At 68.0% G+C, this 22,780-nt stretch carries 19 protein-coding genes; 12 read left to right on the top strand and 7 right to left on the bottom strand.

Translation table 11 applies throughout. From position 1 onward, the window contains the following. The first annotated feature begins 12 nt into the window (after positions 1-12). From MF607_RS07860 to cobA, 8 genes are all read left to right on the top strand, one after another. The gene (locus tag MF607_RS07860) at positions 13-1,572 is read left to right on the top strand and encodes a family 43 glycosylhydrolase (RefSeq protein ID WP_242117263.1); all 1,560 of its coding nucleotides are present in this window, start codon (positions 13-15) and stop codon (positions 1,570-1,572) included. A gap of 61 nt (positions 1,573-1,633) precedes the next feature. Then, complete coding sequence (locus MF607_RS07855) at positions 1,634-2,212, top strand: ANTAR domain-containing response regulator (RefSeq protein ID WP_242117148.1); 579 nt, start codon at positions 1,634-1,636, stop codon at positions 2,210-2,212. Then, a complete protein-coding gene (locus tag MF607_RS07850) occupies positions 2,212-3,423 on the top strand; it encodes a CmpA/NrtA family ABC transporter substrate-binding protein (RefSeq protein ID WP_242117146.1) in 1,212 nt (403 codons plus the stop codon). Before MF607_RS07855 ends, MF607_RS07850 begins: the two co-directional genes overlap by 1 nt. A gap of 341 nt (positions 3,424-3,764) precedes the next feature. Then, positions 3,765-5,006 (top strand): nitrate/nitrite transporter, encoded by a 1,242-nt coding sequence (locus MF607_RS07845; RefSeq protein WP_242117143.1) that lies wholly within the window; start codon positions 3,765-3,767, stop codon positions 5,004-5,006. Between the two features lie 28 nt (positions 5,007-5,034). Further along, the gene (nirB, locus tag MF607_RS07840) at positions 5,035-7,515 is read left to right on the top strand and encodes a nitrite reductase large subunit NirB (protein WP_242117141.1); all 2,481 of its coding nucleotides are present in this window, start codon (positions 5,035-5,037) and stop codon (positions 7,513-7,515) included. Then, positions 7,512-7,850, top strand: a complete 339-nt coding sequence (gene nirD / locus MF607_RS07835) for a nitrite reductase small subunit NirD (RefSeq protein ID WP_242117139.1) — start codon at positions 7,512-7,514, stop codon at positions 7,848-7,850. Before nirB ends, nirD begins: the two co-directional genes overlap by 4 nt. Positions 7,851-7,998: 148 nt before the next feature. After that, positions 7,999-10,587: a nitrate reductase gene (locus MF607_RS07830; protein WP_242117138.1), complete on the top strand. Its 2,589-nt coding sequence runs from the start codon at positions 7,999-8,001 to the stop codon at positions 10,585-10,587. Continuing rightward, complete coding sequence (gene cobA / locus MF607_RS07825) at positions 10,577-11,371, top strand: uroporphyrinogen-III C-methyltransferase (RefSeq protein WP_242117137.1); 795 nt, start codon at positions 10,577-10,579, stop codon at positions 11,369-11,371. Before MF607_RS07830 ends, cobA begins: the two co-directional genes overlap by 11 nt. Before the next feature lie 10 nt (positions 11,372-11,381). Here the strand turns inward: cobA and MF607_RS07820 are convergent, their stop codons facing one another. From MF607_RS07820 to MF607_RS07805, 4 genes are all read right to left on the bottom strand, one after another. Continuing rightward, positions 11,382-11,564: a hypothetical protein gene (locus tag MF607_RS07820; RefSeq protein ID WP_242117136.1), complete on the bottom strand. Its 183-nt coding sequence runs from the start codon at positions 11,562-11,564 to the stop codon at positions 11,382-11,384. Positions 11,565-11,669: 105 nt separating this feature from the next. After that, entirely contained in the window at positions 11,670-12,434 is a 765-nt protein-coding gene (locus tag MF607_RS07815; protein WP_242117135.1) for a DUF1842 domain-containing protein, read from the bottom strand. 39 nt (positions 12,435-12,473) lie between these two features. Beyond that, on the bottom strand, positions 12,474-14,279 hold the full coding sequence (locus MF607_RS07810) for a DUF885 domain-containing protein (RefSeq protein ID WP_242117133.1): 1,806 nt from the start codon (positions 14,277-14,279) through the stop codon (positions 12,474-12,476). A 159-nt stretch (positions 14,280-14,438) separates the two neighbouring features. Then, positions 14,439-15,437 (bottom strand): MBL fold metallo-hydrolase, encoded by a 999-nt coding sequence (locus MF607_RS07805; protein ID WP_242117131.1) that lies wholly within the window; start codon positions 15,435-15,437, stop codon positions 14,439-14,441. A gap of 128 nt (positions 15,438-15,565) precedes the next feature. Between MF607_RS07805 and MF607_RS07800 the strand changes: the two genes are divergently transcribed. Continuing rightward, the gene (locus MF607_RS07800; RefSeq protein WP_242117129.1) at positions 15,566-15,877 is read left to right on the top strand and encodes a 3-hydroxyacyl-CoA dehydrogenase family protein; all 312 of its coding nucleotides are present in this window, start codon (positions 15,566-15,568) and stop codon (positions 15,875-15,877) included. A 368-nt stretch (positions 15,878-16,245) separates the two neighbouring features. Next, positions 16,246-17,517 carry an Hsp70 family protein gene (locus tag MF607_RS07795; RefSeq protein ID WP_242117126.1) on the top strand — a complete coding sequence of 424 codons (1,272 nt, stop codon included), beginning with the start codon at positions 16,246-16,248 and terminating at the stop codon, positions 17,515-17,517. A gap of 232 nt (positions 17,518-17,749) precedes the next feature. Here the strand turns inward: MF607_RS07795 and treF are convergent, their stop codons facing one another. Together treF and MF607_RS07785 are read right to left on the bottom strand one after the other, a co-directional pair. After that, the gene (gene treF / locus MF607_RS07790) at positions 17,750-19,312 is read right to left on the bottom strand and encodes an alpha,alpha-trehalase TreF (protein ID WP_242117124.1); all 1,563 of its coding nucleotides are present in this window, start codon (positions 19,310-19,312) and stop codon (positions 17,750-17,752) included. A gap of 1 nt (position 19,313) precedes the next feature. After that, complete coding sequence (locus MF607_RS07785) at positions 19,314-20,315, bottom strand: fumarylacetoacetate hydrolase family protein (RefSeq protein ID WP_242117121.1); 1,002 nt, start codon at positions 20,313-20,315, stop codon at positions 19,314-19,316. 137 nt (positions 20,316-20,452) lie between these two features. On the opposite strand from MF607_RS07785, the gene MF607_RS07780 reads away from it, so the two are divergent. Together MF607_RS07780 and MF607_RS07775 are read left to right on the top strand one after the other, a co-directional pair. Then, positions 20,453-20,899 (top strand): hemerythrin domain-containing protein, encoded by a 447-nt coding sequence (locus MF607_RS07780; RefSeq protein ID WP_242117119.1) that lies wholly within the window; start codon positions 20,453-20,455, stop codon positions 20,897-20,899. Positions 20,900-20,937: 38 nt separating this feature from the next. Next, positions 20,938-22,227, top strand: a complete 1,290-nt coding sequence (locus tag MF607_RS07775; protein ID WP_242117117.1) for an adenylosuccinate synthase — start codon at positions 20,938-20,940, stop codon at positions 22,225-22,227. 236 nt (positions 22,228-22,463) lie between these two features. Here the strand turns inward: MF607_RS07775 and MF607_RS07770 are convergent, their stop codons facing one another. Continuing rightward, on the bottom strand, positions 22,464-22,775 hold the full coding sequence (locus tag MF607_RS07770) for a hypothetical protein (protein WP_242117116.1): 312 nt from the start codon (positions 22,773-22,775) through the stop codon (positions 22,464-22,466). Positions 22,776-22,780: the final 5 nt, after the last annotated feature.

The following is a 22,780-nucleotide window of genomic DNA, read 5'->3' as shown; positions in this document are numbered from 1 at the left end:
CGGCGGGGGGTGATGGCGGGCGCGGCGCTGGGCGGCGCGATCGCCGCGCTGCCCGCCGCGAGCGGGGCGGCGCCCGCCCCGGCCCCGCCCTATCGGCGCGGCCATGACAATCAGCGTATCGCCGATCTGGGCGATGGGCGCTTTCTCAACCCGTTGATGGCGGGCGAGCATCCCGATCCGACGATCCTGAAGGATGGTCGCGATTATTACATGACCTTCTCGACCTTCGATTCCTATCCGGGGCTGGTCATCTGGCATTCGCGCGACCTGGTGAACTGGACACCGCGCACCGCCGCGCTCACGACGAATATCGGCGCGGTGTGGGCGCCCGAACTGACCAAGCACAAGGGCCGTTATTACCTGTATGTGCCGACCAAGAACCCGACGACCAGCTGGGTGATCTGGGCCGATCATATCGACGGGCCTTGGTCCGACCCGATCGACTTGAAGCTGCCCGATCATATCGATCCGGGCCATGCGGTTGGCGAGGATGGCTCACGCTGGCTGTTCCTGTCGGGCGGCGACCGCATCCGCCTGTCCGACGACGGGCTTCGCACCGTCGGCACAGTCGAGCATGTCTATGACCCGTGGCGCTATCCTGACGACTGGGATGTCGAGGGGTTCAGCCCGGAAGGGCCGAAGGTCATGCGCCACGGCGACTATTTTTATCTGGTCACCGCTGTCGGCGGCACGGCGGGGCCGCCGACCGGGCATATGGTGATCGCCGCCCGATCGAGGTCGATCCATGGACCGTGGGAGCATCATCCCGGCAACCCGATCGTCCGCACCACTTCGTTGAACGAAAAATGGTGGTCGCGCGGCCATGCGACGCTGGTCGAGGGACCGGACGGCAGTTGGTGGTCGGTCTATCACGGCTATGAGAATGGTTTCTGGACGCTCGGGCGACAGACGCTGCTCGACCCGATCGAATGGACGCCCGATGGCTGGTTCCGCATGACCGGTGGCGATCTTTCGCAGCCCACGCCCAAGCCGAAGGGTGGACAGGCGCTGCGCCACGGCCAGAAGCTGTCGGACGATTTCTCGACGCTGGCGCTCGGCACGAAGTGGAATTTTTTCCGCCCCGCCCCCGATGATCGTGATCGGGTCCGCGTGCGTAACGGCGCGCTGCTGCTCGATGCCAAGGGCAACGCGCCGTCGGACGGTGCGCCGCTGCTGCTGATCGCGGGCGATACCGGCTATCGCTTCGAATGCGATATCGAGATTGCGCCGGGCGGGACGGCGGGGCTGATCCTGTTCTATGACGACAAGCTCTATTGCGGCCTCGGCTTCGACGAACGGCGCTTCGTTACCCATCAATATGGCATCGAACGCGGGCGTCCCGCCAACCGTCATGGGCGACGGATGCGGATGCGGGTCACCAACGACCGGCACATCGTTTCCTATCACACCAGCGGGGATGACGGGCGGACGTGGCAGCGCTTCGATCGCGGCATGGAGGTGTCGGGCTATCACCACAATGTCCGCGGCGGGTTCCTGATGCTGCGCCCCGGCCTCTACTCGGCGGGACAGGGCACCGCGCGCTTCCGCGACTTCCGCTACACCGCGCTATAGCTTGACGCGCCCGCCGCCTGCGAGGCACAGCCCGCGCGTCAGCTTCGGGGGTAGCGGGATCATGCGCATCGCGATCATCGACACCAGCACCACGCGCGCCGCAATCATTTCGGAGGGGCTGCGCGAAGCGGGGCTGGACGATATCGTCGTCATCGACGGCACGCGCCGGCTGGTCGCCGATGTCGAGGCGGCCGCGCCCGAAGTCCTTCTCATCAATCTGGAAAATCCCAGCCGCGACGAGCTGGAGGAGTTCTTCGCCGTGTCGCGCGCGCTGGCCCGCCCGATCGCGATGTTCGTCGACCAGAGCGACGCCGAATCGACCGCCGCCGCCGTCGATGCCGGCGTATCCGCCTATATCGTCGACGGCCTCGCCAAGCAGCGGATCAAACCGGTCCTCGACCTCGCCATCCGCCGGTTTCAGGCGTTCGCGCGGCTGCAGGCCGAACTGGTCGAGGCGAAGAGCGCGCTGGCCGACCGCACGACGATCGACAAGGCGAAGGCGATCCTGATGAAACGGCGCGGGATCGACGAACCCGCCGCCTATGCGCTGCTGCGCGCGCAGGCGATGCGGTCGAACCGGCGGATCGCCGAGATCGCCGATGCGATCCTGACCAGCGACGCATTGATGGGAGGCATGTAATGGCACTCGACAAGGTCCGCATCGGTTTCGTGCCGCTGGTCGATGCCGCCCTGCCCATCCTCGCCCGCGAACAGGGTTTTGCCGAGGCCGAGGGGCTGGAGATCGAACTGGTCCGCGACATGACGTGGGCGACGGTGCGCGATCGCCTGCTCTACGGCCATACCGATGCCGCGCACATGGTTGCCCCCCTCGCCATCGCGACGACGCTGGGTTGGGGGCGACCGGCGGTGCCGCTGTCGGTGCCGTTCGTGCTGGGGCTGAACGGCAATGCGATCACGCTGGCGCTGCCGCTGGCGCGGCAGGTGCTCGACGACGATGGCCTCGGCGATCCGGTGACGCTGGGCGCACGATTGAAGGCGGTGGCCGATGCGCGGGCGGCCACCGGACGGCGGCTGCGCTTCGGCGTTGTACATCGTTATTCCAGCCACAATTATAAACTCCGGTACTGGCTCGCCGCCGTCGGCATCCGGCCGGACCATGATGTCGAGATCGTGACGACCAGCCCGACCTTCGCCGCCGACGCGCTGGCGGCGGGCGAGGTCGACGGCATCTGCGTCGGCGAACCGTGGAACAGCGTCGCGGTGGATCGCGGCGTCGGGCGGATCGCGCTCGTCACCGCGCAGATCTGGCGTCGCGGGGTCGAGAAAGTGCTGGCACTGCGCGAAGAGATGCTCGGCGACCGGCGCGAGGTGGTCGAACGCCTGATCCGGGCACTTCACGCCGCCGCCGCGCATTTCGTCGATCCGGCGACGCGCGACGCCAGCGCGGCGATCCTCGCCCGTCCCGAATATCTCGACGCGCCGATCGATCCGATCGCGCGCGCGATCGGCGACCGGGTGCGCGTGGTGCCGGACACCGAACCGCTGCACGTCCCCGATTTCATGTTCCAGTATCGCGAGGCTGCCAACTTCCCGTGGCGCAGCCAGGCGGCATGGCTGTATTCGCAAATGGTACGGTGGGACGGCACGCCCTTTTCGCCGCAGGAAGCGCAGACGGCGCAGGGCGTATTCCGCCCCGACATCTACCGCGCGGCATTGGCCGGATCGGGCGCGCCGCTGCCTGGCGCCAGTTCGAAGCTGGAGGGTGCGATCGGCGGAACGGTGGCGGCAGGGTCGACGCAAGGTCGCCTGATGTTGGGCAGCGATCCGTTCTTCGATGGGCGATCGTTCGATCCCGACGATATCGCGGGATATTTGCGTGCCCTGCCCTGACGCTCCGGATCGTCGGCGCTGCGGCGGGCGGAAGTTGGCGAAGGTTACACGTAAGGGGTTTTACCCAATCGATTGAAGTGCGACGAACCGAGTAAAAACTCCATTCGTCGCAAATCGTGCTGCACTGCGAAACCATCTTGCGCAGTCGTCGCGAATCAGTCATCTTGCGCTGGTCCGGCAATGGCGTCGGGCACGAGATAAGCGCGATGCGGTTCCAACGGCGGGACCGATAGCGTCGGGCGATCGATGATCGCCACACGGCAACGAAGCCGCTCCGATGCGCCCGAACAGGGCCGCGTCGGGGCGGCTTTTTCTTTGTCCATCGCATTCGGGGAACTGCCATGGCTACCGCCTATTGGAAAGACGATACCGCCGCCGCCAAACCGGACAGCTTCTGGTCGAGCGGCCATACGCCGACGCTGATCGCGGCATTCCTGTATTTCGACCTCGCCTTCATGGTGTGGGTGCTGCTCGGGCCGCTTGCGCCCGATATCGCCAAGACGCTGATGCTCACCCCGGCGCAAAAGGGGCTGATGGTCGCGGTGCCGACGCTGGCCGGCGCGCTGCTGCGCGTGGTCAACGGCCTGCTGGTCGACCGCATCGGACCGAAGCGGGCCGGCGCGATCAGTCAGATCATCGTCATCGCCGGGCTGTTCTGCGCATGGGCGCTGGGGGTGAACAGCTTTGCCGGCACGCTGGCGCTGGGCGTCATTCTGGGGTTCGCCGGAGCCAGCTTCGCGATCGCATTGCCGCTTGCCAGCCGCTGGTATCCGCCCGAGCATCAGGGCAAGGCGATGGGCCTTGCCGGCATGGGCAATTCCGGCACGGTGCTGGCCGCGCTGTTCGCGCCGACGCTCGCCAAGCTGTTCGGCTGGAACGCGGTGCTGGGCCTCGCCTGCATCCCGCTGACGCTGGTGTTCTTCGCCTATATGGTGATGGCGAAGGACGCGCCGAACGCCCCGCCCGCCCGCAAGCTGACCGAATATTTCCTGCCGCTCAAGCAGGGCGACGCGTGGTGGCTGATGGGCTTCTATGCCGTCACCTTCGGCGGGTTCGTCGGGTTGGCCGCGTCGCTACCGATCTACTTCACCGACCGGTTCGGGCTGACGACCATCACCGCCGGTTACTGCACCGCCGCCTGCGTGTTCGCCGGATCGCTGGTGCGGCCGATGGGCGGCGCGCTGGCCGACAAGATCGGTGGCGTGAAGGCGCTGTCGGCAGTGTTCGTCGTCGCCGCCGCCGCGCTGGCCGGGGTCGGACAGGCGAACAGCGTCGAACTGGCCCTTGCGCTGTTCGTCCTCGCCATGCTGGCGCTGGGCACCGGGAACGGCGCGGTGTTCCAGTTGGTGCCGCAGCGTTTCGCGGCGGAAATCGGGGTCATGACCGGGCTGGTCGGCATGGCCGGCGGCATTGGCGGCTTCTACCTCGCCTCCTCGCTCGGCATCGCCAAACAACTGACCGGCAGCTTCCAGAGCGGGTTCCTGATCTTCGCCACGCTCGCGCTGATCGCCTTCACCGCGCTGACCATCGTCAAGGGCCGGTGGCGCCGCGAATGGACCGCCGCCGACGGCGTCCGGATCTGACCCCCTCTTCCTACGACGGAACTCAGTCATGAAACACGAACCTCTCACCCCCGGCGTCGACACCCGCGACCATCTGGTCGTGATCGGCAACGGCATGGCCGGGTGCCGCGCGGTCGAGGAATTGCTGGCGCGCGATCCGCACCGGTACCGGGTCACCATCTTCGGCGCCGAACCGCATGTGAACTACAACCGGATCATGCTGTCGCCGGTGCTTGCCGGGGAGAAGACGTTCGAGCAGATCGTCATCAACGACGCCGACTGGTACGCGCAGAACGCGATCGAACTGGTGTCCGGCGATCCGGTCGTCGCCATCGACCGCGCGGCCAGGACCGTCACCGCGCGGTCGGGCCGGGTCACCGGCTATGACCGGCTGCTGATCGCAACCGGGTCCGATCCGTTCATCATCCCGGTGCCGGGCAAGGACCTGCCGGGCGTGATCGGCTTCCGCGACATGAAGGATGTCGACCATATGCTGGCTGCCGCCGAACGCGGTGGCGATGCGGTGGTGATCGGTGGCGGCCTGCTCGGGCTGGAGGCGGCGCACGGCCTGTCGCTGCGCGGGATGAAGGTCACCGTGCTGCACATCATGCCGACGCTGATGGAACGGCAGTTGGACGAAGCGGCGGGCTGGCTGCTCAAATCCGCGCTGGAGGCACGTGGCCAGACGATCCTGATTGGCGCCGATACCGCCGAGATCGTCGGCAGCGACGCGGTCGAGGGCGTGCGGCTGAAGGACGGCACGCTGATCCCCGCGTCGCTGGTGGTGATGGCGGTCGGCATCCGCCCGTCGGTGGCATTGGCGCGTGAAGCCGGCCTTGCGGTCGGACGGGGCATCCAGGTCGACGACCATATGGTCACGTCCGACCCCGCCATCCTCGCCGTCGGCGAATGCGTCGAGCATGACGGCAACGTCTATGGTCTCGTCGCGCCGCTGTGGGACATGTGCCGCGCGCTGGCCGATGGCCTGACCGACGCGCATAGCGGCTATCGCGGGTCGGTCACCTCGACCAAGCTTAAGGTCGCCGGGCTGGACGTGTTCTCCGCCGGTGATTTCTCGGGCGGCGACGGCGCGGAGGACATCGTTCTGCGCGACGCCAGCCGCGGCATCTACAAGCGCGTCGTGGTCAAGGACGACCGCATCGTCGGCGCGGTGCTGTACGGCGATACCGCCGACGGCAACTGGTATTTCGACCTGCTCAAGAAGGGCGAGAACGTCGCCGACATTCGCGACCTGCTGATCTTCGGACAGGCCTTCGCCTCGGGAGGGGCGCAGGCGGACCCTAAGTCGGCCGTTGCGGCGCTCTCCGACGATGCGGAGATTTGCGGCTGCAACGGCGTGACCAAGGGCAAGGTATTCGCGTGCATCGACGGCGGGGCGCACAGCCTCGACGCCGTCCGGTCGGGCTGCAAGGCGTCGGCGAGCTGCGGATCGTGCACCGGCATCGTCGAGACGCTGCTGGCGCTGCGGCTGGGTGACGAGGTCGAGGCGGGGCCGAAGACGATGTGCAAATGCACCAGCTTCGGCCATGACGATGTCCGGCGCGAGATCGTCGCGCAGGACATGCGGTCGATCCCCGAGGTGATGCAGAAGCTGCACTGGTCGACGCCCGATGGCTGTTCGTCGTGCCGCCCCGCGCTCAACTATTATCTGCTCTGCGCGCTGCCCGGCATCTACAAGGACGATCAGCAGAGCCGCTTCGTCAACGAACGCCTCCACGCCAACATCCAGAAGGACGGCACCTATTCGGTCGTGCCACGCATGTGGGGCGGCCTGACCAACCCCCGCGAGTTGCGCGCGATCGCCGATGTCGTCGAGAAGTACGACGCGCCGATGGTCAAGGTCACCGGCGGCCAGCGGCTCGACATCTTCGGCATCAAGCGCGAGGACCTGCCCGCCGTCTGGGCCGATCTGAACGCCGCCGGCATGGTCAGCGGCCACGCCTATGGCAAGTCGCTCCGCACGGTGAAGACCTGTGTCGGTTCCGAATGGTGCCGCTTCGGCACGCAGGATTCGACCGGGCTGGGCGTCAAGGTCGAACGCATGACGTGGGGGTCATGGATGCCGCACAAGTTCAAGATCGCGGTATCGGGCTGCCCGCGCAATTGTGCCGAGGCGACGATCAAGGACTTCGGCGTCGTCTGTGTCGACAGCGGATACGAACTGTCGGTCGGCGGCAATGGCGGGATCAAGGTCCGCGCAACCGATTTCCTCTGCAAGGTCGCGACCGAGGAAGAGGCGATGCACTACTGCGCCGCCTTCATCCAGTTGTACCGCGAGGAAGCGCGCTATCTCGAGCGGACCGCACCGTGGATCGAACGCGTCGGCGTCGACTATGTCCGCGCGCGGATCGTCGACGATGCGGCAGGTCGCGATGCGCTGGCCGAACGCTTCCTGTTCTCGCAGCGCTTCATGCAGGACGATCCGTGGGCGGCACGGGTCGCGGGGGCCGACCGTGAACAGCACGCGCCGATGGCGACTTTCACCCCGAAGCAGGAGGTGCTGGCATGACCGGCGAATGGCTCGACATCGGCTGGGTCGATGAAATCCCGTTGCGTGGCAGCCGTACCGTGCAGGTCACCGGCGGCGACGACATCGCCGTATTCCGCACCGGCGAGGGCGCGGTGTTCGCGCTGGCCGATCGCTGCCCGCACAAGGGCGGGCGGCTGAGCCAGGGTATCGTCCATGGCGGCGCGGTCGCCTGTCCCTTGCACAACTGGCGGATCGCGCTCGCGACCGGCGAAGCGCTGGGTGAGGACAAGGGTTGCACGCCGACGGTGCCGGTGAAGATCGATGCCGGGCGGGTCCTGATCTGTCGCGCCACCGCGCTGAAGGTGGCGGCGTGAACCGGGAAATCCTCCCCGCTCCGCGGGGAGGGGGACCATGCGCAGCATGGTGGAGGGGGGTGTCCTGCTCCACAACGGTTGCGTTCGCTGACACCCCCCTCCACCACCGCTTCGCGGTGGTCCCCCTCCCCGTACCGGGGAGGATTTGATGGCAGTCAAAACCACCTGCGCCTATTGCGGGGTCGGCTGCGGTATCGTCGCCACCCCGACCGGCCCGCGCACCGCGACCATCGCCGGCGACCCCGACCACCCCGCCAATGGCGGCCGGCTTTGTTCCAAGGGCACGCATCTCGGCGAGACGATCGGCCTCGACGGCCGCCTGCTCCACCCCATGATCGGCCGCAAGCAGGCGACGTGGGTCAAGGCGCTCGACCTCGTCGCCAAACGCTTCCGCGACACCATCGCCCAGCACGGTCCCGACAGCGTCGCCTTCTACGTCTCCGGCCAGTTGCTGACCGAGGACTATTATGTCGCCAACAAGCTGATGAAGGGGTTCATCGGATCGGCGAACATCGACACCAATTCGCGCCTGTGCATGTCGAGCGCGGTCGCGGGGCATCTGCGCGCGTTCGGCGAGGATGTCGTGCCCGCCAATTACAGCGACCTCGACGCCGCCGACCTGATCGTGCTGGTCGGGTCGAACACCGCATGGTGCCATCCGATCGTCTATCAGCGCATCCGCGCCCGCTGCGACGCCGGGGCGAAGCTGGTCGTGATCGACCCGCGCCGCACCGAGACCGCCGACGAAGCCGACCTGCATCTGCCCGTAAAGCCCGGTACCGACGTCGCGCTGATGAACGGGCTGCTGGCATGGTGCCGCGACGCCGGTGCGCTGGACGAAGCGTATATCGACGCGCATGTCGCGGTGCCCGATGGCTTCTGGGACCATCTCGCCGACGGCTATGACCTGTGGTCGGTCGCGAAGACCTGCGACCTGCCCGCCGCCGATCTGCGCCGCTTCTACGAGCTGTTCGCCGCCACGCCGCGCACCGTCACGATGTTCAGCCAAGGCATCAACCAGTCGCTGACCGGCACCGATCAGGTCAATGCGATCGTCAACGTCCACCTCGCCACCGGCCGCATCGGCAAGCCTGGCGCCGCGCCCTTTTCGATCACTGGCCAGCCCAATGCGATGGGCGGGCGCGAGGTCGGCGGCCTTGCCACCACGCTCGCCGCGCATATGGGGTTCGCGCCCGACGACGTGGCACGGGTCGGCCGTTTCTGGGCCGCACCGACCATGGCGTCCGCACCGGGGCTGAAGGCGGTCGACCTGTTCCGCGCCGTCGGCGAAGGCCGGGTCAAGGCGGTATGGATCATGGCGACCAACCCCGCCGTGTCGATGCCCGATGCCGACCGCGTCCGCGCCGCGCTCGCCGAATGTCCGTTCGTCGTCGTGTCCGACGTCATCGCCGACACCGACACCTCGGCTTACGCGCATGTTCGCCTGCCCGCCGCCGCATGGGGGGAAAAGGACGGCACGGTCACCAATTCGGAACGCGTCGTCAGCCGCCAGCGCGCCTTCCTGCCCCTGCCCGGCGAGGCGAAGCCCGACTGGTGGATCATATCGCAGGTCGCGCAGCGCATGGGCTGGCGCAGCGCCTTCGCCTATGACCGGCCGGCCGATATCTGGCGCGAGCATTGCCGGCTGTCGACCTATCAGAATGACGGGGCGCGCCGCTTCGCGCTGCCCGGCCATACCGCGCGCGGCAATGCCGAGTATGACGCGATGCAGCCGTTCCGCTGGGACGAGACGCCGTTCGCCGATGGCCGTTTCTCGACCGCCGATGGCCGCGCCCGCATGGTCGCGGTCGCGCAGAAGCCGGTGGCCGGTACGCTCGACGCATGGCCGATGACGCTCAACACCGGGCGCTATCGCGATCAGTGGCACACGATGACCCGCACGGGTCTCAGCCCCAAGCTGGCCCGCCACCGCGAGGAACCGCTGGTCGAGGTCCATCCGGGCGACGCGACCCGGCTCGGGCTCGCCGATGGCGGCCTCGCCCGTGTCGCGACGCCGCAGGGCGACAGCCTGTACCGGGTGCAGGTCACGCCGACCCAGCGGCCGGGCGAATTGTTCGTGCCGATCCACTGGACCGACCGCAATGCGACCGGCGGCCGTTCGGGCCGCCTGCCCCGCCCGTTGACCGATCCGGTGTCGGGGCAGCCGGGGTTCAAGGCGACGCCGGCGCGGATCGCGGCGGTGGCGAGCGACTGGCGCGGCTTCCTGATCGTCCGCGACGAAACCCCGCGGCCCGACTGTCTGTGGGCGACGCGGGTGGCGGTCCCGTGCGGCACCGTCTGGGATCTGGCCGGGAACGGGGATGCCGCGAGGCTCGACGCGCTGCTGCCGCGTGGCGAGCGGATCGAGGCGATCGATGCCGCACGCGGGACGCGCCGCATCGCGATCCTGCGCGACGGTCGGCTCGCCGCCGCGCTGTTCGTCACGCGCGACGGGTCGCTGCCGCCGCGCGACTGGCTGGTCGCGCAACTGGCCGAAGCGAGCGCCGCCCCGACCCTGCTCGCCGGTCGCGCGCCGGGGGTGCAGGTCGATCGCGGACCGATCGTCTGCGCCTGTTTCGACATCGGCCTCAACACCATCCTGACCACGATCGCCGACCAACGGCTGACCGACGTCGCCGCGATCGGGAAAGCGATCGGCGCCGGCACGAACTGCGGATCGTGCCGCCCGGCGCTTGCCAAACTCCTCGCCACAAAAGGAACGACCCATGCCGCATGACTTCACGCCCGGCATGGTCTGGCTGGTCGGGGCCGGTCCCGGCGATCCCGACCTGCTGACCCGCAAGGCCGAACGCCTGATCGCCGCCGCCGATATCGTCTTCTACGACGCGCTTGTCGGCCCCGGCGTACTCGACCTGATCGGGCCCCAAGCCGAACGGGTACCGGTCGGCAAGCGATCGGGCCGTCATTCGAAAGAGCAACGGTCGATCAACGACCTGCTCGCCGATGCGGCGCTGGCCGGCAAGCGCGTGGTGCGGCTGAAGGGCGGCGACGCGTCGATCTTCGGCCGGTCGACCGAAGAGATCGAGCATCTGGCGGCGCACGGCGTCGCCACCCGCATCTGTCCCGGCATCACCGCCGCCAGCGCGGCGGCGGCATCGGGCGGGGTGTCGCTGACGCTGCGCGGGCTGGCGCGCAAGTTGACCTTCGTCACCGCACATGCCCGGGCGGGCGAAGCGCTCAACCTCGATTGGCGGACGCTCGCCGCGGCCGACGCGACGCTGGCCGTCTATATGGGCCGCGCCGCCGCGCATGAGGTCGCGCGCGAACTGATCGCCGCCGGCCGCGCCGCCGACACGCCGGTGATGGTCGCGGTCAACGTGTCGCTGCCGACCGAACGCATCATTCGCGGGCGGCTGTCCGCTCTCGCCTTTCTGGTCGAGGCGATCAGCGACAGCGATCCCGCGCTGCTGCTGATCGGCGAGGCGGTGGCGGCTCCAATGCCAGTCGCCCGGTTCGTCGGCGCTGGCGTGGCGGGTCAGGTACCGGCGCAACCCGCCTGACGGCCGATCGTCACCATGCGCGCGGCAGGCCCCCTACCCGCCGCGCGACCGCCGCCTCGATCTCGTTCATTTCGACCTGCGACAGGGTGCCGGCCGTCAGCATCTTGCGCATCAATTCGTCGACCAGCGCCGCGAGGAAATGTACCTCGGCACGCAGAGCGGCGGTGTCTTCCCCATGGGCGTTCACGTCCATTCGCTTCGACTCCGATCGCTTTCGTTGCGGGGCACCATCCACGTCGCGACTCCCGGGCGCAAGGGCTTTGCGCGCGCGACCGACCGATCGAACCGGCCGCTGCGGTCAGGGCGACAGGCCGTCACCACCATATTTCAGTTCCAGATAGCGGCTCTGCACCGCGATCGCGTCCAGCGCCCCATCGCCGGCCGCGCCGCGCAGGCGCGTCAGTTCGGCATCGATCAGGTGCAGCCCGTTAACCAGATGATCGTCGGGAGTCCGTCCGTCGGGCAGCATCGTCCGGCGCGATGCGGACGGCACGTCGCGCCAGCCGTCGATCAGGTCGGGCAGTTCGACCGCGATCAGCTTGTGGATCGCCCCCGCCGCCGGACTGCGCGGATCGAGCCGCCCGACCAGCGGACGGAGCCCGTCGAGGCGCTGGCGGATGTCGGTCGCCAGTTGCCGCGCGGGCGGCGGCAGGCCGCGCTGATACCCCGCCAGCCAGATATCGGCTTCCTCGACCAGATCGGGCAGTGCCGCCTGGACCAGCGCCTCGCGTCCCGGTGCGCGGGGATCGGCGCGCACGACGATCAGCGTCGCCGCGACGATCAGTGCCGCCATCGCCACCGCCAGCGCCACGCCCGGCGCGCCGATGGCGGCGAGGACTGCCCAGACCAGCAGCGCACCGGCGCTGGCCATCGCCAGACGCAATGCCAGCCGGCGTTGCCGACGCGCCCGTGCCGCCCGGTCGCGGCGCGCCTGTTCGCGCCCTTCCGGCGACATGCGGCGCAACAGTTCCTCGGCGCCGCTCAGCCCTACCTCGGCAAAGCCGCTCACGACCTTGCGCGCCCGCGGCAGGATCGGCCCCTGCTGATCGATATCGTCGTCCATACCCGGCAAGATGGGGGACGTTGGCGGATGATCCAGCGTCTATCGTTCGCGCGAACGCTGTTGTTGCGGCACGAACTCGGTCATTACCGCCTTTTCGAGCAGGTCGGGGGGCAGCAGCCCTTGCGCCAGCAGGAAGTCGTTGAACGCCATCCGGTCGAACTTCGGACCCAATGCCAGTTCCGCCTCGATCCGGATGCGCAGCAGGCGGGTATAGCCGTAGAAATAACTGCCCGCCTGCCCCGGCGCGCGCGAAGTGTAGCGCTCGATCTCCTGCTTCGCCATCGCTGGCGACACCGCGACCTGCTCGATCAGGATGCGGCGCGCATCCTCGACCGGCAGCAGGCCGAGGTTCAGCATCGGGTCGAGAAACGCCCGCGCCGCGCGCAGCAGTCGCGCCTGATAGGCCATCAACTGCCCCTCGATCGGGTGATAGGGCAGCGCCTCCGCCTCGGCATATAGCGCCCATCCTTCGACGTTCACGCTGTTGAAGGCATAGAGGATGCGCGCCTGCGACACGCCGCCTTCGAGCATCGCCGAGAATTGCAGTTCATGCCCCGGGCGCCCCTCATGCGCGCTGACCGACCATTGCGCGGCGGGGAAGTTGAAATCGTCGTAGCGCAGTTCGGGTCCGGTGCCCGGAACGCCGACCGGCAGCACGAACGTGCCATATTCGCCCTTGTTGTTCAGCAGCGGCGGCGGTTCCATGTGCGGGGCGGGCGACGCCGCCGATTCCGCCACGCTCGCCAGCCGCATCTTCATCGGCCGCTCGGGCAGGGTCACGATGCGTTCGCGACGGATGGCGGCCTCGATCCGGCGGTTGACCTCGGCATAGCTCGCCTCGATCCGGTCGTCGGCGATGGGGTCGCGCTTCAACTGGCGGATGACGTCGACATAGCTGCCCGGCGTCAGCCCCTTTTCGGCGGCGACGCGCGGCACAAGCGCGGCCATCGTCGCGCGGGTCTCGGCGAATTCGACCTGCGCCTGCGCGATCAGCTGGCGGGAATCGATGTCGATGCCGAACTGGCGGAGCCGGAAGGCGTACATTTCCGGCGGCAGCCGATGGTCGGTGCGGGCCAGCGGCAAGATGACGGTCCTGGTCCAGTCGGTATAGGCGGCGATCTGCGCATCGAGCTTCTCGAGCGCGGGACCGGCACCGGCGACCTTGTATTTCGCGAACAGCTTGCGGATGCCGTTGGCATAGGTGGCGGCATTGGCGATGGCGTTGTCGACCGACACCTTGTTGGGTCCGAGTAGCCCCGGTTTGCGCAGTTCCTCGAACCGGGCACGGGCGAGGTCGGTCAGCGGCGTGGTGCCGGGCCAGTCGCCGACATAGCGCCGCAACAGCTCGACCGCCCGCGCCCGCCTTTGCGGTGCCACCTGATCGTCGAGCAGCACCTTCAACCCGCCGAACATCGCCTGCGGCGCGTCGATCCAGTTCAGCATGTATTTCTGGCGGAGCCGCATGCTTTCGATATCATCGGCAACCGACTGGATCAGGATGTCGAGATCCTGCCGGATCCGCGGGTCGCGCTCGCTCTCGCGGCGTCGCTTCAGTTCGGCGATCACCGCGTTCAGCGCCTCGGTACGCCGCTCGTCGCGCCGGGGCGCCAGATCGGTCGCCTGTCCGTCATAGGCCGACAGACCGTTGCCCGACGCATCCTCGGGATCAAATTTCGCCTGTGCCGCAAGGACCAAAGCGGTATTGCGGTTGCTGGCCGCCACCCAATCCGCCTGCTGCGCAGCGGGCGCGGCCGGCGCCTGCGCGGCATGGCCCACCGTGCTTCCCGCCACTGCCCAGCCGGACGCCATCGCCCCGACCACCACCAACCGCATCAACCCGACCATCGCTTCCCCCTGCCCGTCCGCGCACCTCAGGCGACACCGGCGATGCGTACCACGATCGAAGGCATCCGCAAGTTTGGGGTACCGGCGCTTCCGTCTGGATCGTGCCGCGCGTGCTGATCGGGTGCGGTGCGGTTCAGTCGCTCCGTCCGATGCCGCAATTCATGGTTCGTTGCCTTGTGTGGCGGTTTGACGGGCTTGGGCGCATTCGCTGGCGACCGTAAAGAAGTTTCCGGTAGCCTGACGGCCGACCACATAGGGGTTGGCGTCCGCCGGCTTTCCGTCGCGCAGGATCGCCAGATTGGCCACAGTGTTGTCGTAGGTCGGATGATTGGACAGGATTACGTCCGCCCCGGCCTGCTCGGCGATCCGGCCGAAGCGCTTGGCGGAGGCGGCATAGGTCGCGAAATTCGCGGCTGTCGGCGCGAAGTTGAACGCCGTTCCGCCCCAAAACGCCGCCACATGCCGTTTCGCGCCCTGATTCACGCCGAAGATCAGCGATAGCGTCCCGGGGGTATGGCCGGGCGTCACGTAGAAGGTGATCGCCGTACGCCCGACGCGCAGCGTCTGCCCGTCGGTGACCGTCATGTCCCTTGCCGGCGGCGGGCTCCATGCCGGATTGTTCATCCTCGCAGGCGACGCCATCAGCTTCCAGTCCACGTCGCTGGCGATCACCCGGGCGCCGAAGCGGGTGGCGAGGGTCGCCGCGCCGCCATAATGGTCGCCATGGCCGTGCGAAACGATGATGTAGCGCAGCTTCGCCGGGTCCAGCCCGAGCCGCTGCATGCCGGTGACGATCACCTCGTTCGCTTCACCGGCATTGTTCAGCGCGTCGATCAGGACCAGCCCGTCCCCGGTATCGATGACCCAGGCCGACAGGTTCGCGAGGCCGACATAGTAGAGCTGATCGAAGACCCGCTGCGGCGCGATCAGCTGACGCTCCCGACCGAACGCCGGCGGACGGCGCTCGCCACCGGTCGGCAGCGCGCACAGACCGATCAGGCGCGCGGCGACCCCGGTCGCGGCCGCTTTTGCGACGGCGACGTGCCGGTCGTATTCGGATATTGCCGGCCGCTGGGCTGGCGGCGCAGCGCCGGCAAGGGCGGCGGCGGCCGTGCTCCAGCCGATCGCGGCCGGCAGAAAGGCGTATCTCCTCTTCATCGCGCCCTTTCCTCGCATGGTGGTGACAGGTTCGGCATCGTCAGAACGACATCCGTGCGCCGACCCGGTAGACGCGACCGATGAGGTCATAGGGATTGCCGCCGGAGTTGACGAGGAACCTGCGCGGTATGGGCTTCACCGTGGAGGAGATCGCGGATTCACCCGGCTTCGTGCTGCAACGCATTCTCGCCATGGTCGCTAATCTCGGCTGCGAACTGGCGCAGATCGGAATCGCGACACCGCAGGACATCGACCTCGCGATGCGCCTTGCCCAGAATTATCCGCGGGGGCCGATCGAGTGGGCGGAATGGCTGGGCTTGCCGAAAACGCTGGCCATCATGGAGCAGCTGCAGCGGATCACCGGCTCGGACCGGTATCGACCCAGCCTGTGGTTGCGACGCCGGGCGCAGCTCGGCCTGTCGGCCTATACGCCGGCCTAGGGCCGATCGACCTTCAGCGACGATCGTCGTCTTTCGTCATTCCCGCGCAGCCGGGAATCCATAACCGCTGACGTTTCGGCTAGATTCGCGACGCTGGCGCATATGGACCCCCGCCTGCGCGGGAGTGACGATAGCAGATAGAGCAGTCGTCCCGCGTACAGGAACCGAACGTCGATCGGCCCAAGCTGTTTGATGACAAAGGACAGGACCATTCCTGCCGGGGAAAGCGTCCCCCGCGCAGGCAAGCGAGGGGTCGGGGATGTACAGGCCGGTGGTCGAAGCCGCCATTCCCTCGCGACCGCCCCCGACACCCAAGACAAACCGCCACAAGCCGTGTAGGGCAACCCGCCGCCGCCCGGAGCCCCGCAATGTCCCTCGGCCTAGATTTCGGCACGACCAATTCCGTCCTCGCCCGCGCGACGGGCGACGCCGCGCAACTGGTAGCCCTTGATGGCCCCGACGGTGCCGACCCCGTCTTCCGCTCGGCGCTATGCTTTTGGCAGGACGAGGTCCCCGGCGGCATCGCGGTCGAGGCCGGGCCATGGGCGATCGACGAATATCTCCAATATCCGGAGGGTTGCCGCTTCCTGCAATCTTTCAAATCGGTCGCGGCCAGCCCCAGTTTCGATACCGCCCCGATCTTCACCAAACGCTACCGGTTCGAGGATCTCGGCCGCGCCTTTCTCGATCGGCTGGCCGCCCGCGCCCATGGTGCGTTGAAGGGCGCACAGCGCATCGTCGTCGGCCGCCCGATCACCTATGCCGGCCACCGTCCTGACGAAGCGCTGGCGCGCCAACGCTATGACGCGATGTTCGCCGCGCTGGGTGCCGAAATCCTCTACGTCTACGAACCGCTGGGCGCGGCGTTCAGCCATGCTGCGACCTTGACCGAAGCCGCCACCATCCTCGTCGCCGATTTCGGCGGCGGTACCAGCGACTTCTCGGTCGTCCGCCTCGAAGCCCCCGGCGCCGACCGCCGCGCCCGTCCGCTCGGCCATGCCGGTATCGGCATCGCCGGCGACCAGTTCGACCGCCGCATCCTCGACAAGCTGGTCCTGCCGCTACTGGGCAAGGGCGGCACCTATCGCTCGTTCGACAAGGTGCTGGAAATCCCGGCGGGCCATTTCACCGACTTCACCGACTGGTCGCGCCTCGCGCTGATGCGCAACCGCAAGACCATGGCCGAGCTCGACAAACTCCGCCGCGCCGCCACCGATCCGCACGCCATCGAACGCATGATCGCGATCATCGAGGGCGAACAGGGCTATCCGCTCTACGACGCGGTCGGACAGGTGAAGCGTGCCCTGTCGCAAGGCGACAGCGCGACCTTCGCGTTCGAAGGCGGCGGTATCGCGATCCGTGCCGAAGTCACCCGCGACCAGTTCGAGGAATGGATCGCCGACGATCTCGCCCGCATCATGGCGACCGTCGAGAGCGCGCTCGACGCGGCCGGCCTCGCGGCAGGCGCGATCGACCGCGTGTTCCTGACCGGCGGCACCTCGCTCACCCCCGCCATCCGCCGCGCCTTCGCGACACGCTTCGGGCAGGACCGGCTGGCCTCGGGCAACGAACTGACCTCGGTCGCCCATGGCCTCGCCCTGATCGGGCAGCAGGACGATGTCGCGGCGTGGACGGCTTGAGCCTGTCCTACACGCCCAAGCGCTGGCATCCTTGCCGACGCTCTTTGAATCGTCCGCCAGTTATCGTCGCCCCAGCGAAGGCTGGGGCCTCGACCGACTCCTGTCACGCCCTGCAACCGGGAGATCCCAGCCTTCGCTGGGATGACGCGTGGTTCGAGCAGCCCGACCGGACAGCCGCTTCCGATGTACAAAACGTGCACAAGTGTGAACTTCGTGAACTTTGGCCCCGAAACTACTGCCCGGTCCGCACCATCAGCGCCCGCGTCACCCCGTTCGTCCACCCGAACCCGTCCTGCAGTGGATATTCCCCGCCCCCGCCCGGCCGGACCTCCTCGACATCGTACTTCTCGACCAGCTTGCCCGACGCGGCATATTCGCGCCCGACGCTGGCCAGAAACCGCTGCGAAATCTTGTCCGCCAAGGACTTATGCCCGGTCCGGTCCAGCCCGTGGACCGCGATCCATTGCAGCGGTGCCCAGCCATTGGGCTTGTCCCATTGCTGTCCGGTATCGACCAACGTCGATCGCAGCCCGCCCGGCGCCAGCAACTGCCGCTCGATCGTCGCCGCCACCCGGTCGGCCCGCGCCCCCGTCGTCAGCCCGACGAACAGTGGATAGGCGGTTGCCGCGGTCACGCCGCCCCGAAGTTGCCGCCGCTTGACGTCGTAATCGCCATAGCGCCCCTCGCCCTCGCTCCACAGCCAGCGCTCGATCGCCGCCCCGCGCTTCGCCGCCCGGTCGGTGAAGTCGCGCGCGGTCGCCGCGTCGCCGGTCTTCGTCGCGCCATCGGCGATCGCGCGCTCCATGCCCCACAGCAAGCTGTTGAGATCGGCCGGCAGGACGTTGGTCGTGTCGATCGTCTTGAGGGTCCGTCCGTCGGCCAGCCAGCGCGACGAGAAGTCCCAGCCGCTCTCCGCCCCGGCGCGCAGCTCGCGATACACCTCCGCCACCGGCCGGCCGCTGGCCTTCGCCGTCTCGACATCCTCGCGCCACGACTCGTCACGCGGCGTCGTGCGTGCGTCCCAATAATGCTGCAGCACCGCCCCGTCGGGCAGCGTCGCCGACCGCTCCGGGGTGGTGAAGAAGGCATGTTCGCGCTTCAACGCCGCCAACCGCCGCGCCAGCACCGCCGGGTCGGTCTCCTTCGACAGCCCCATCATCAGGTACAGGAACGGCGGCTGCGACCGGCTGAGATAATAGCTGCGCGTTCCATTGGGCACATGACCATAACGCTCGACCAGATCGGTGAACGCCGCGACCATCGATTCGATCAAGTCCTGCCGGTTGTCCGCCGCCAGACCCAGCATGGTGAAATAGCTGTCCCAGTAATACATTTCCCGGAACCGCCCGCCGGGCACCACGAACCGGTCGGCCACCGCCAGCGCGCTCGACCCCGGCGGCGGCGCCACCGGATCGCGGGTCAGATGCGGCCATAGCCCGGCAATATGCCGCTCGATCGGCAGGCGCGGACCATGGTCGGACTCGGGCACCGGCAACAGCCCCGGCACGTCGAAATTGGCCAGCACGAACGCCTTCAGCGCCGCATCGTCCCGGAAGTCCCCGGCCCGGAAATCGGCGAGGATCGCCGCGTCCGCCCGCTTGGGCGTCGCATCGACGAAGGTCTTGCCGTCGGGAAAGATGCGCCGCATCTGCACCGCTTCGAACAGCGGCCCGAACCGGTCGGCCGGGGTCGGCACCCCTGCCGCCGGGGCCGTGACGGCCATCGGTGGCGCGTGGCCGGACGCAGCGCATCCGGCCAGCAGCAACGGCAGCAACAGTCGATAGCGGTGCAGCACGTCAGGCCACCGTCTGCTCGATCACGCCGAAGATCGGATGATGTCGATCATCCTCGGCCCAGATGCGGACGGTATCGCCCGCCTTCAGGAACGGCGTCTCCGCCTTGCCGCCGCGGATCGTCTCGACGGTACGGATTTCCGCAAGACAGGAATAACCGACCCCGCCCTCGGCGACCGGCTTGCCCGGTCCGCCATCGGCGTCGCGGTTCGACACCGTGCCCGATCCGATGATCGTCCCCGCGCCCAATGCCCGCGTCTTCGCGGCATGGGCGATCAGCGTGCCGAAATCGAAGGTCATGTCCTCGCCCGCGTCCGCCCGGCCGAACGGCTTCCCGTTCAGGTCGACGTTGAGCTTGCGGTGCAGCTTGCCGTCGCGCCACCAGTCGCCCAGCGCATCGGGGGTCACGAACACCGGCGAAAAGGCGGACGCCGGCTTCGACTGGAAGAAGCCGAACCCCTTGGCTAGTTCGCCCGGGATCAGCCCGCGCAGCGACACGTCGTTGGTCAGCCCGACCAGCCGCACCGCCGCCAATGCCTCTTCGCGCGACGCGCCCATCGCGACGTCGCCGGTGACGACCACCACCTCGCCCTCGAAATCGAGGCCCCAGCCATCGTCGCCCGCCGGGATCAGGTCGCGGGGGCCGAGAAATCCGTCCGACCCGCCCTGATACATCAGCGGATCGTGCCAGAAACTGTCGGGCATCTCCGCCCCGCGCGCCTGCCGCACCAGCGCGACATGGTTCACATAGGCCGATCCGTCCGCCCATTGATACGCCCGCGGCAGCGGCGATGCGGCGTCGCGCTCGTGGAACCGGTCCTTGGGGATCACGTCATGGTCGAGATCGGTGGCAAGGTTGCGCAGATCGCCCTCGACCCGGTCCCAATCGTCCAGCGCCGCCTGCAACGTCGGCACGATCGCGGCCGCATCGGCATACCAGGCAAGGTCGCTCGACACGACGACCAGCCGACCGTCCCGGCCGTGCTTGAGGCTGGCGAGTTTCATGGATGCGCTCTCCTGATCGTTATGCTTGGCCCCCGGTTCTGCGCGCCCCGACCGGCGATGTCGAGGGGCCGGACAGCACCGTTTCTTAACCCGTTCCGATGCATGGGAAATCAATCGCCTCCCACAGGTCCGCCGCCATGCTCAGCGCCGAACGATTGATCCTCGAACATCTGCAGCTGGCGTCCGTAGCGGCCGATCTCCTGCGGCACGCCGAGGCGCGGCCGATCGATCCGGCGCCGATCGCGACGGCACGCTGGTCGCTCGGCCGGCAGTTGCTCGCCCATCTCGCGACCGAGGATCGCCTGCTCTACCCGATGCTCCGGCGCAGTCCGGATCGGACGACGGCGGAACTGGCCGAACGGTTCGCCACCGAACTCGGCGGGCTCGCCGATACGTTCAAGGGCTATATGCTCGGCTGGACCCCCGAACGGATGCAGCGCGACCCCGATGGCTTCGAACGCGATACGCACGCGCTGACCGAACAACTGAGCGAACGCATCCGTCGCGAGGAAGCCGAACTCTATCGTCACATTCCTGACACGGGGACCGTCGCCAAGGTGGACGTAGCCGCGCGACGGGCCTAGTGCAGCGCCGATACCGGCATGCATGAGGGTAACAGGACGTGGCGAACGTAGCGGTGATCGGCGCCCAATGGGGCGACGAGGGCAAGGGAAAGATCGTCGACTGGCTGGCGGAGCGCGCCGACATGGTCGTGCGGTTCCAGGGCGGCCATAATGCCGGCCACACGCTGGTCGTCGGCGGCACCACCTACAAGCTGTCGCTGCTCCCTTCGGGCATCGTGCGCGGCACCCCGTCGATCGTCGGCAACGGCGTCGTCCTCGATCCATGGGCGCTGAAGGCCGAGGTCGAGCGGCTGCGCGAACAGGGCGTTTCGGTCACCCCCGACACGCTGATGATCGCCGAAACCTGCGCGCTGATCCTGCCCTTCCACCGCGACCTCGACGGGCTGCGCGAGGACGCCAGCGGTGCGGGCAAGATCGGCACCACCCGCCGCGGCATCGGCCCGGCCTATGAGGACAAGGTTGGTCGCCGCGCGATCCGCGTGTGCGACCTCGCCCATCTCGATCAGCTTGAACCGCAACTCGACCGCCTGACCGCGCATCACGACGCGCTGCGCGCCGGCTTCAACGAACCGGTGATCGACCGCGCCGCGCTGATCGCCGAACTGCGCGAGATCGCCGATTTCGTGCTGCCCTATGCCCAGCCGGTCTGGCGCGTGCTGGCGCAGGCCAAGGCGAAGGGTCAGCGCATCCTGTTCGAGGGCGCACAGGGCGTGCTGCTCGACATCGACCATGGCACCTATCCGTTCGTCACTTCGTCCAACACCATCGCCGGCACGGCGGCGGGCGGATCGGGCATGGGTCCGGGTGCGGTCGGCTTCGTGCTTGGCATCGCCAAGGCCTATACCACCCGCGTCGGCTCCGGCCCCTTCCCGACCGAGCTCGAGAATGAGACCGGCGAGCGGCTCGGCGTGCGCGGCCATGAATTCGGCACCGTCACCGGCCGCAAGCGTCGCTGCGGCTGGTTCGACAGCGTGCTGGTGCGGCAGGCGGCAGCGGTCGGCGGCATCACCGGCATCGCGCTGACCAAGATCGACGTGCTCGACGGGTTCGAGGAAGTGGCGATCTGCACCGGCTATCGCCTCGGCGATCAGGTACTCGACTATTACCCGGCCCATGCCGCCGATCAGGCGAAGGTCGAACCGATCTACGAAACCATGCCCGGCTGGTCCGAATCGACCGCTGGCGCGCGGAGTTGGGCCGAACTGCCGGCACAGGCGATCAAATATATCCGCCGGATCGAGGAACTGATTCAGTGCCCGGTGACGCTGGTCTCGACCAGCCCCGAACGCGACGACACGATCCTCGTGCGCGATCCGTTCGCGGACTGAACGCTTCCCGCGTCTTAATCCGCAACCAATTTCCGTTCGTTTCGAGCAGCTTCGAGCGAAGTCGAGAAGCGGCCGTCGAGAACGCTCCGTATGGAGCACTCCGTTCTCGAGTTCCGTTCTCGAGTTCAGTTCTCGACAAGCTCGAACCTCCGCTCGAACCGAACGGGGTGGCGGGACATCAGACAGCAAAAGGCCCGCCCGGATCGCTCCGGGCGGGCCTTTTTTTGTAGCTGCCGTTACCGCGGCGTGCCGGTCGTTCCACCCGGCGGCTTGGCCTCGGGCGCGTCGCCCGTGGTGTTGGGCGGGGTCGTGTCGTCGGGCGTGGTCGTCATGTCGTCCGTCGTCGACTGACCGGGACGGGTCGGATCCGTCGGGACCGGGTTGGTCGGACCGGTCGTCTGCGGCAACGGCTGGGTCGGCCGCGCCGGGTCGACCGTGCCGGGCACGCCGTTCGGGGAGGTCGGTTGGGTCGGGGTGGTCGGCACCTGCGCGACGGCGGCGGTCGCCCCGCCCAGGATCAGCAGGCTCGCGAAAATGGTCTTGCGCATCGAAT

The sequence above is a fragment of the Sphingomonas lacusdianchii genome, from assembly GCF_022664395.1.
GTDB lineage: Bacteria > Pseudomonadota > Alphaproteobacteria > Sphingomonadales > Sphingomonadaceae > Sphingomonas > Sphingomonas lacusdianchii.
This window is presented reverse-complemented; position numbering and strand designations above follow the sequence as displayed.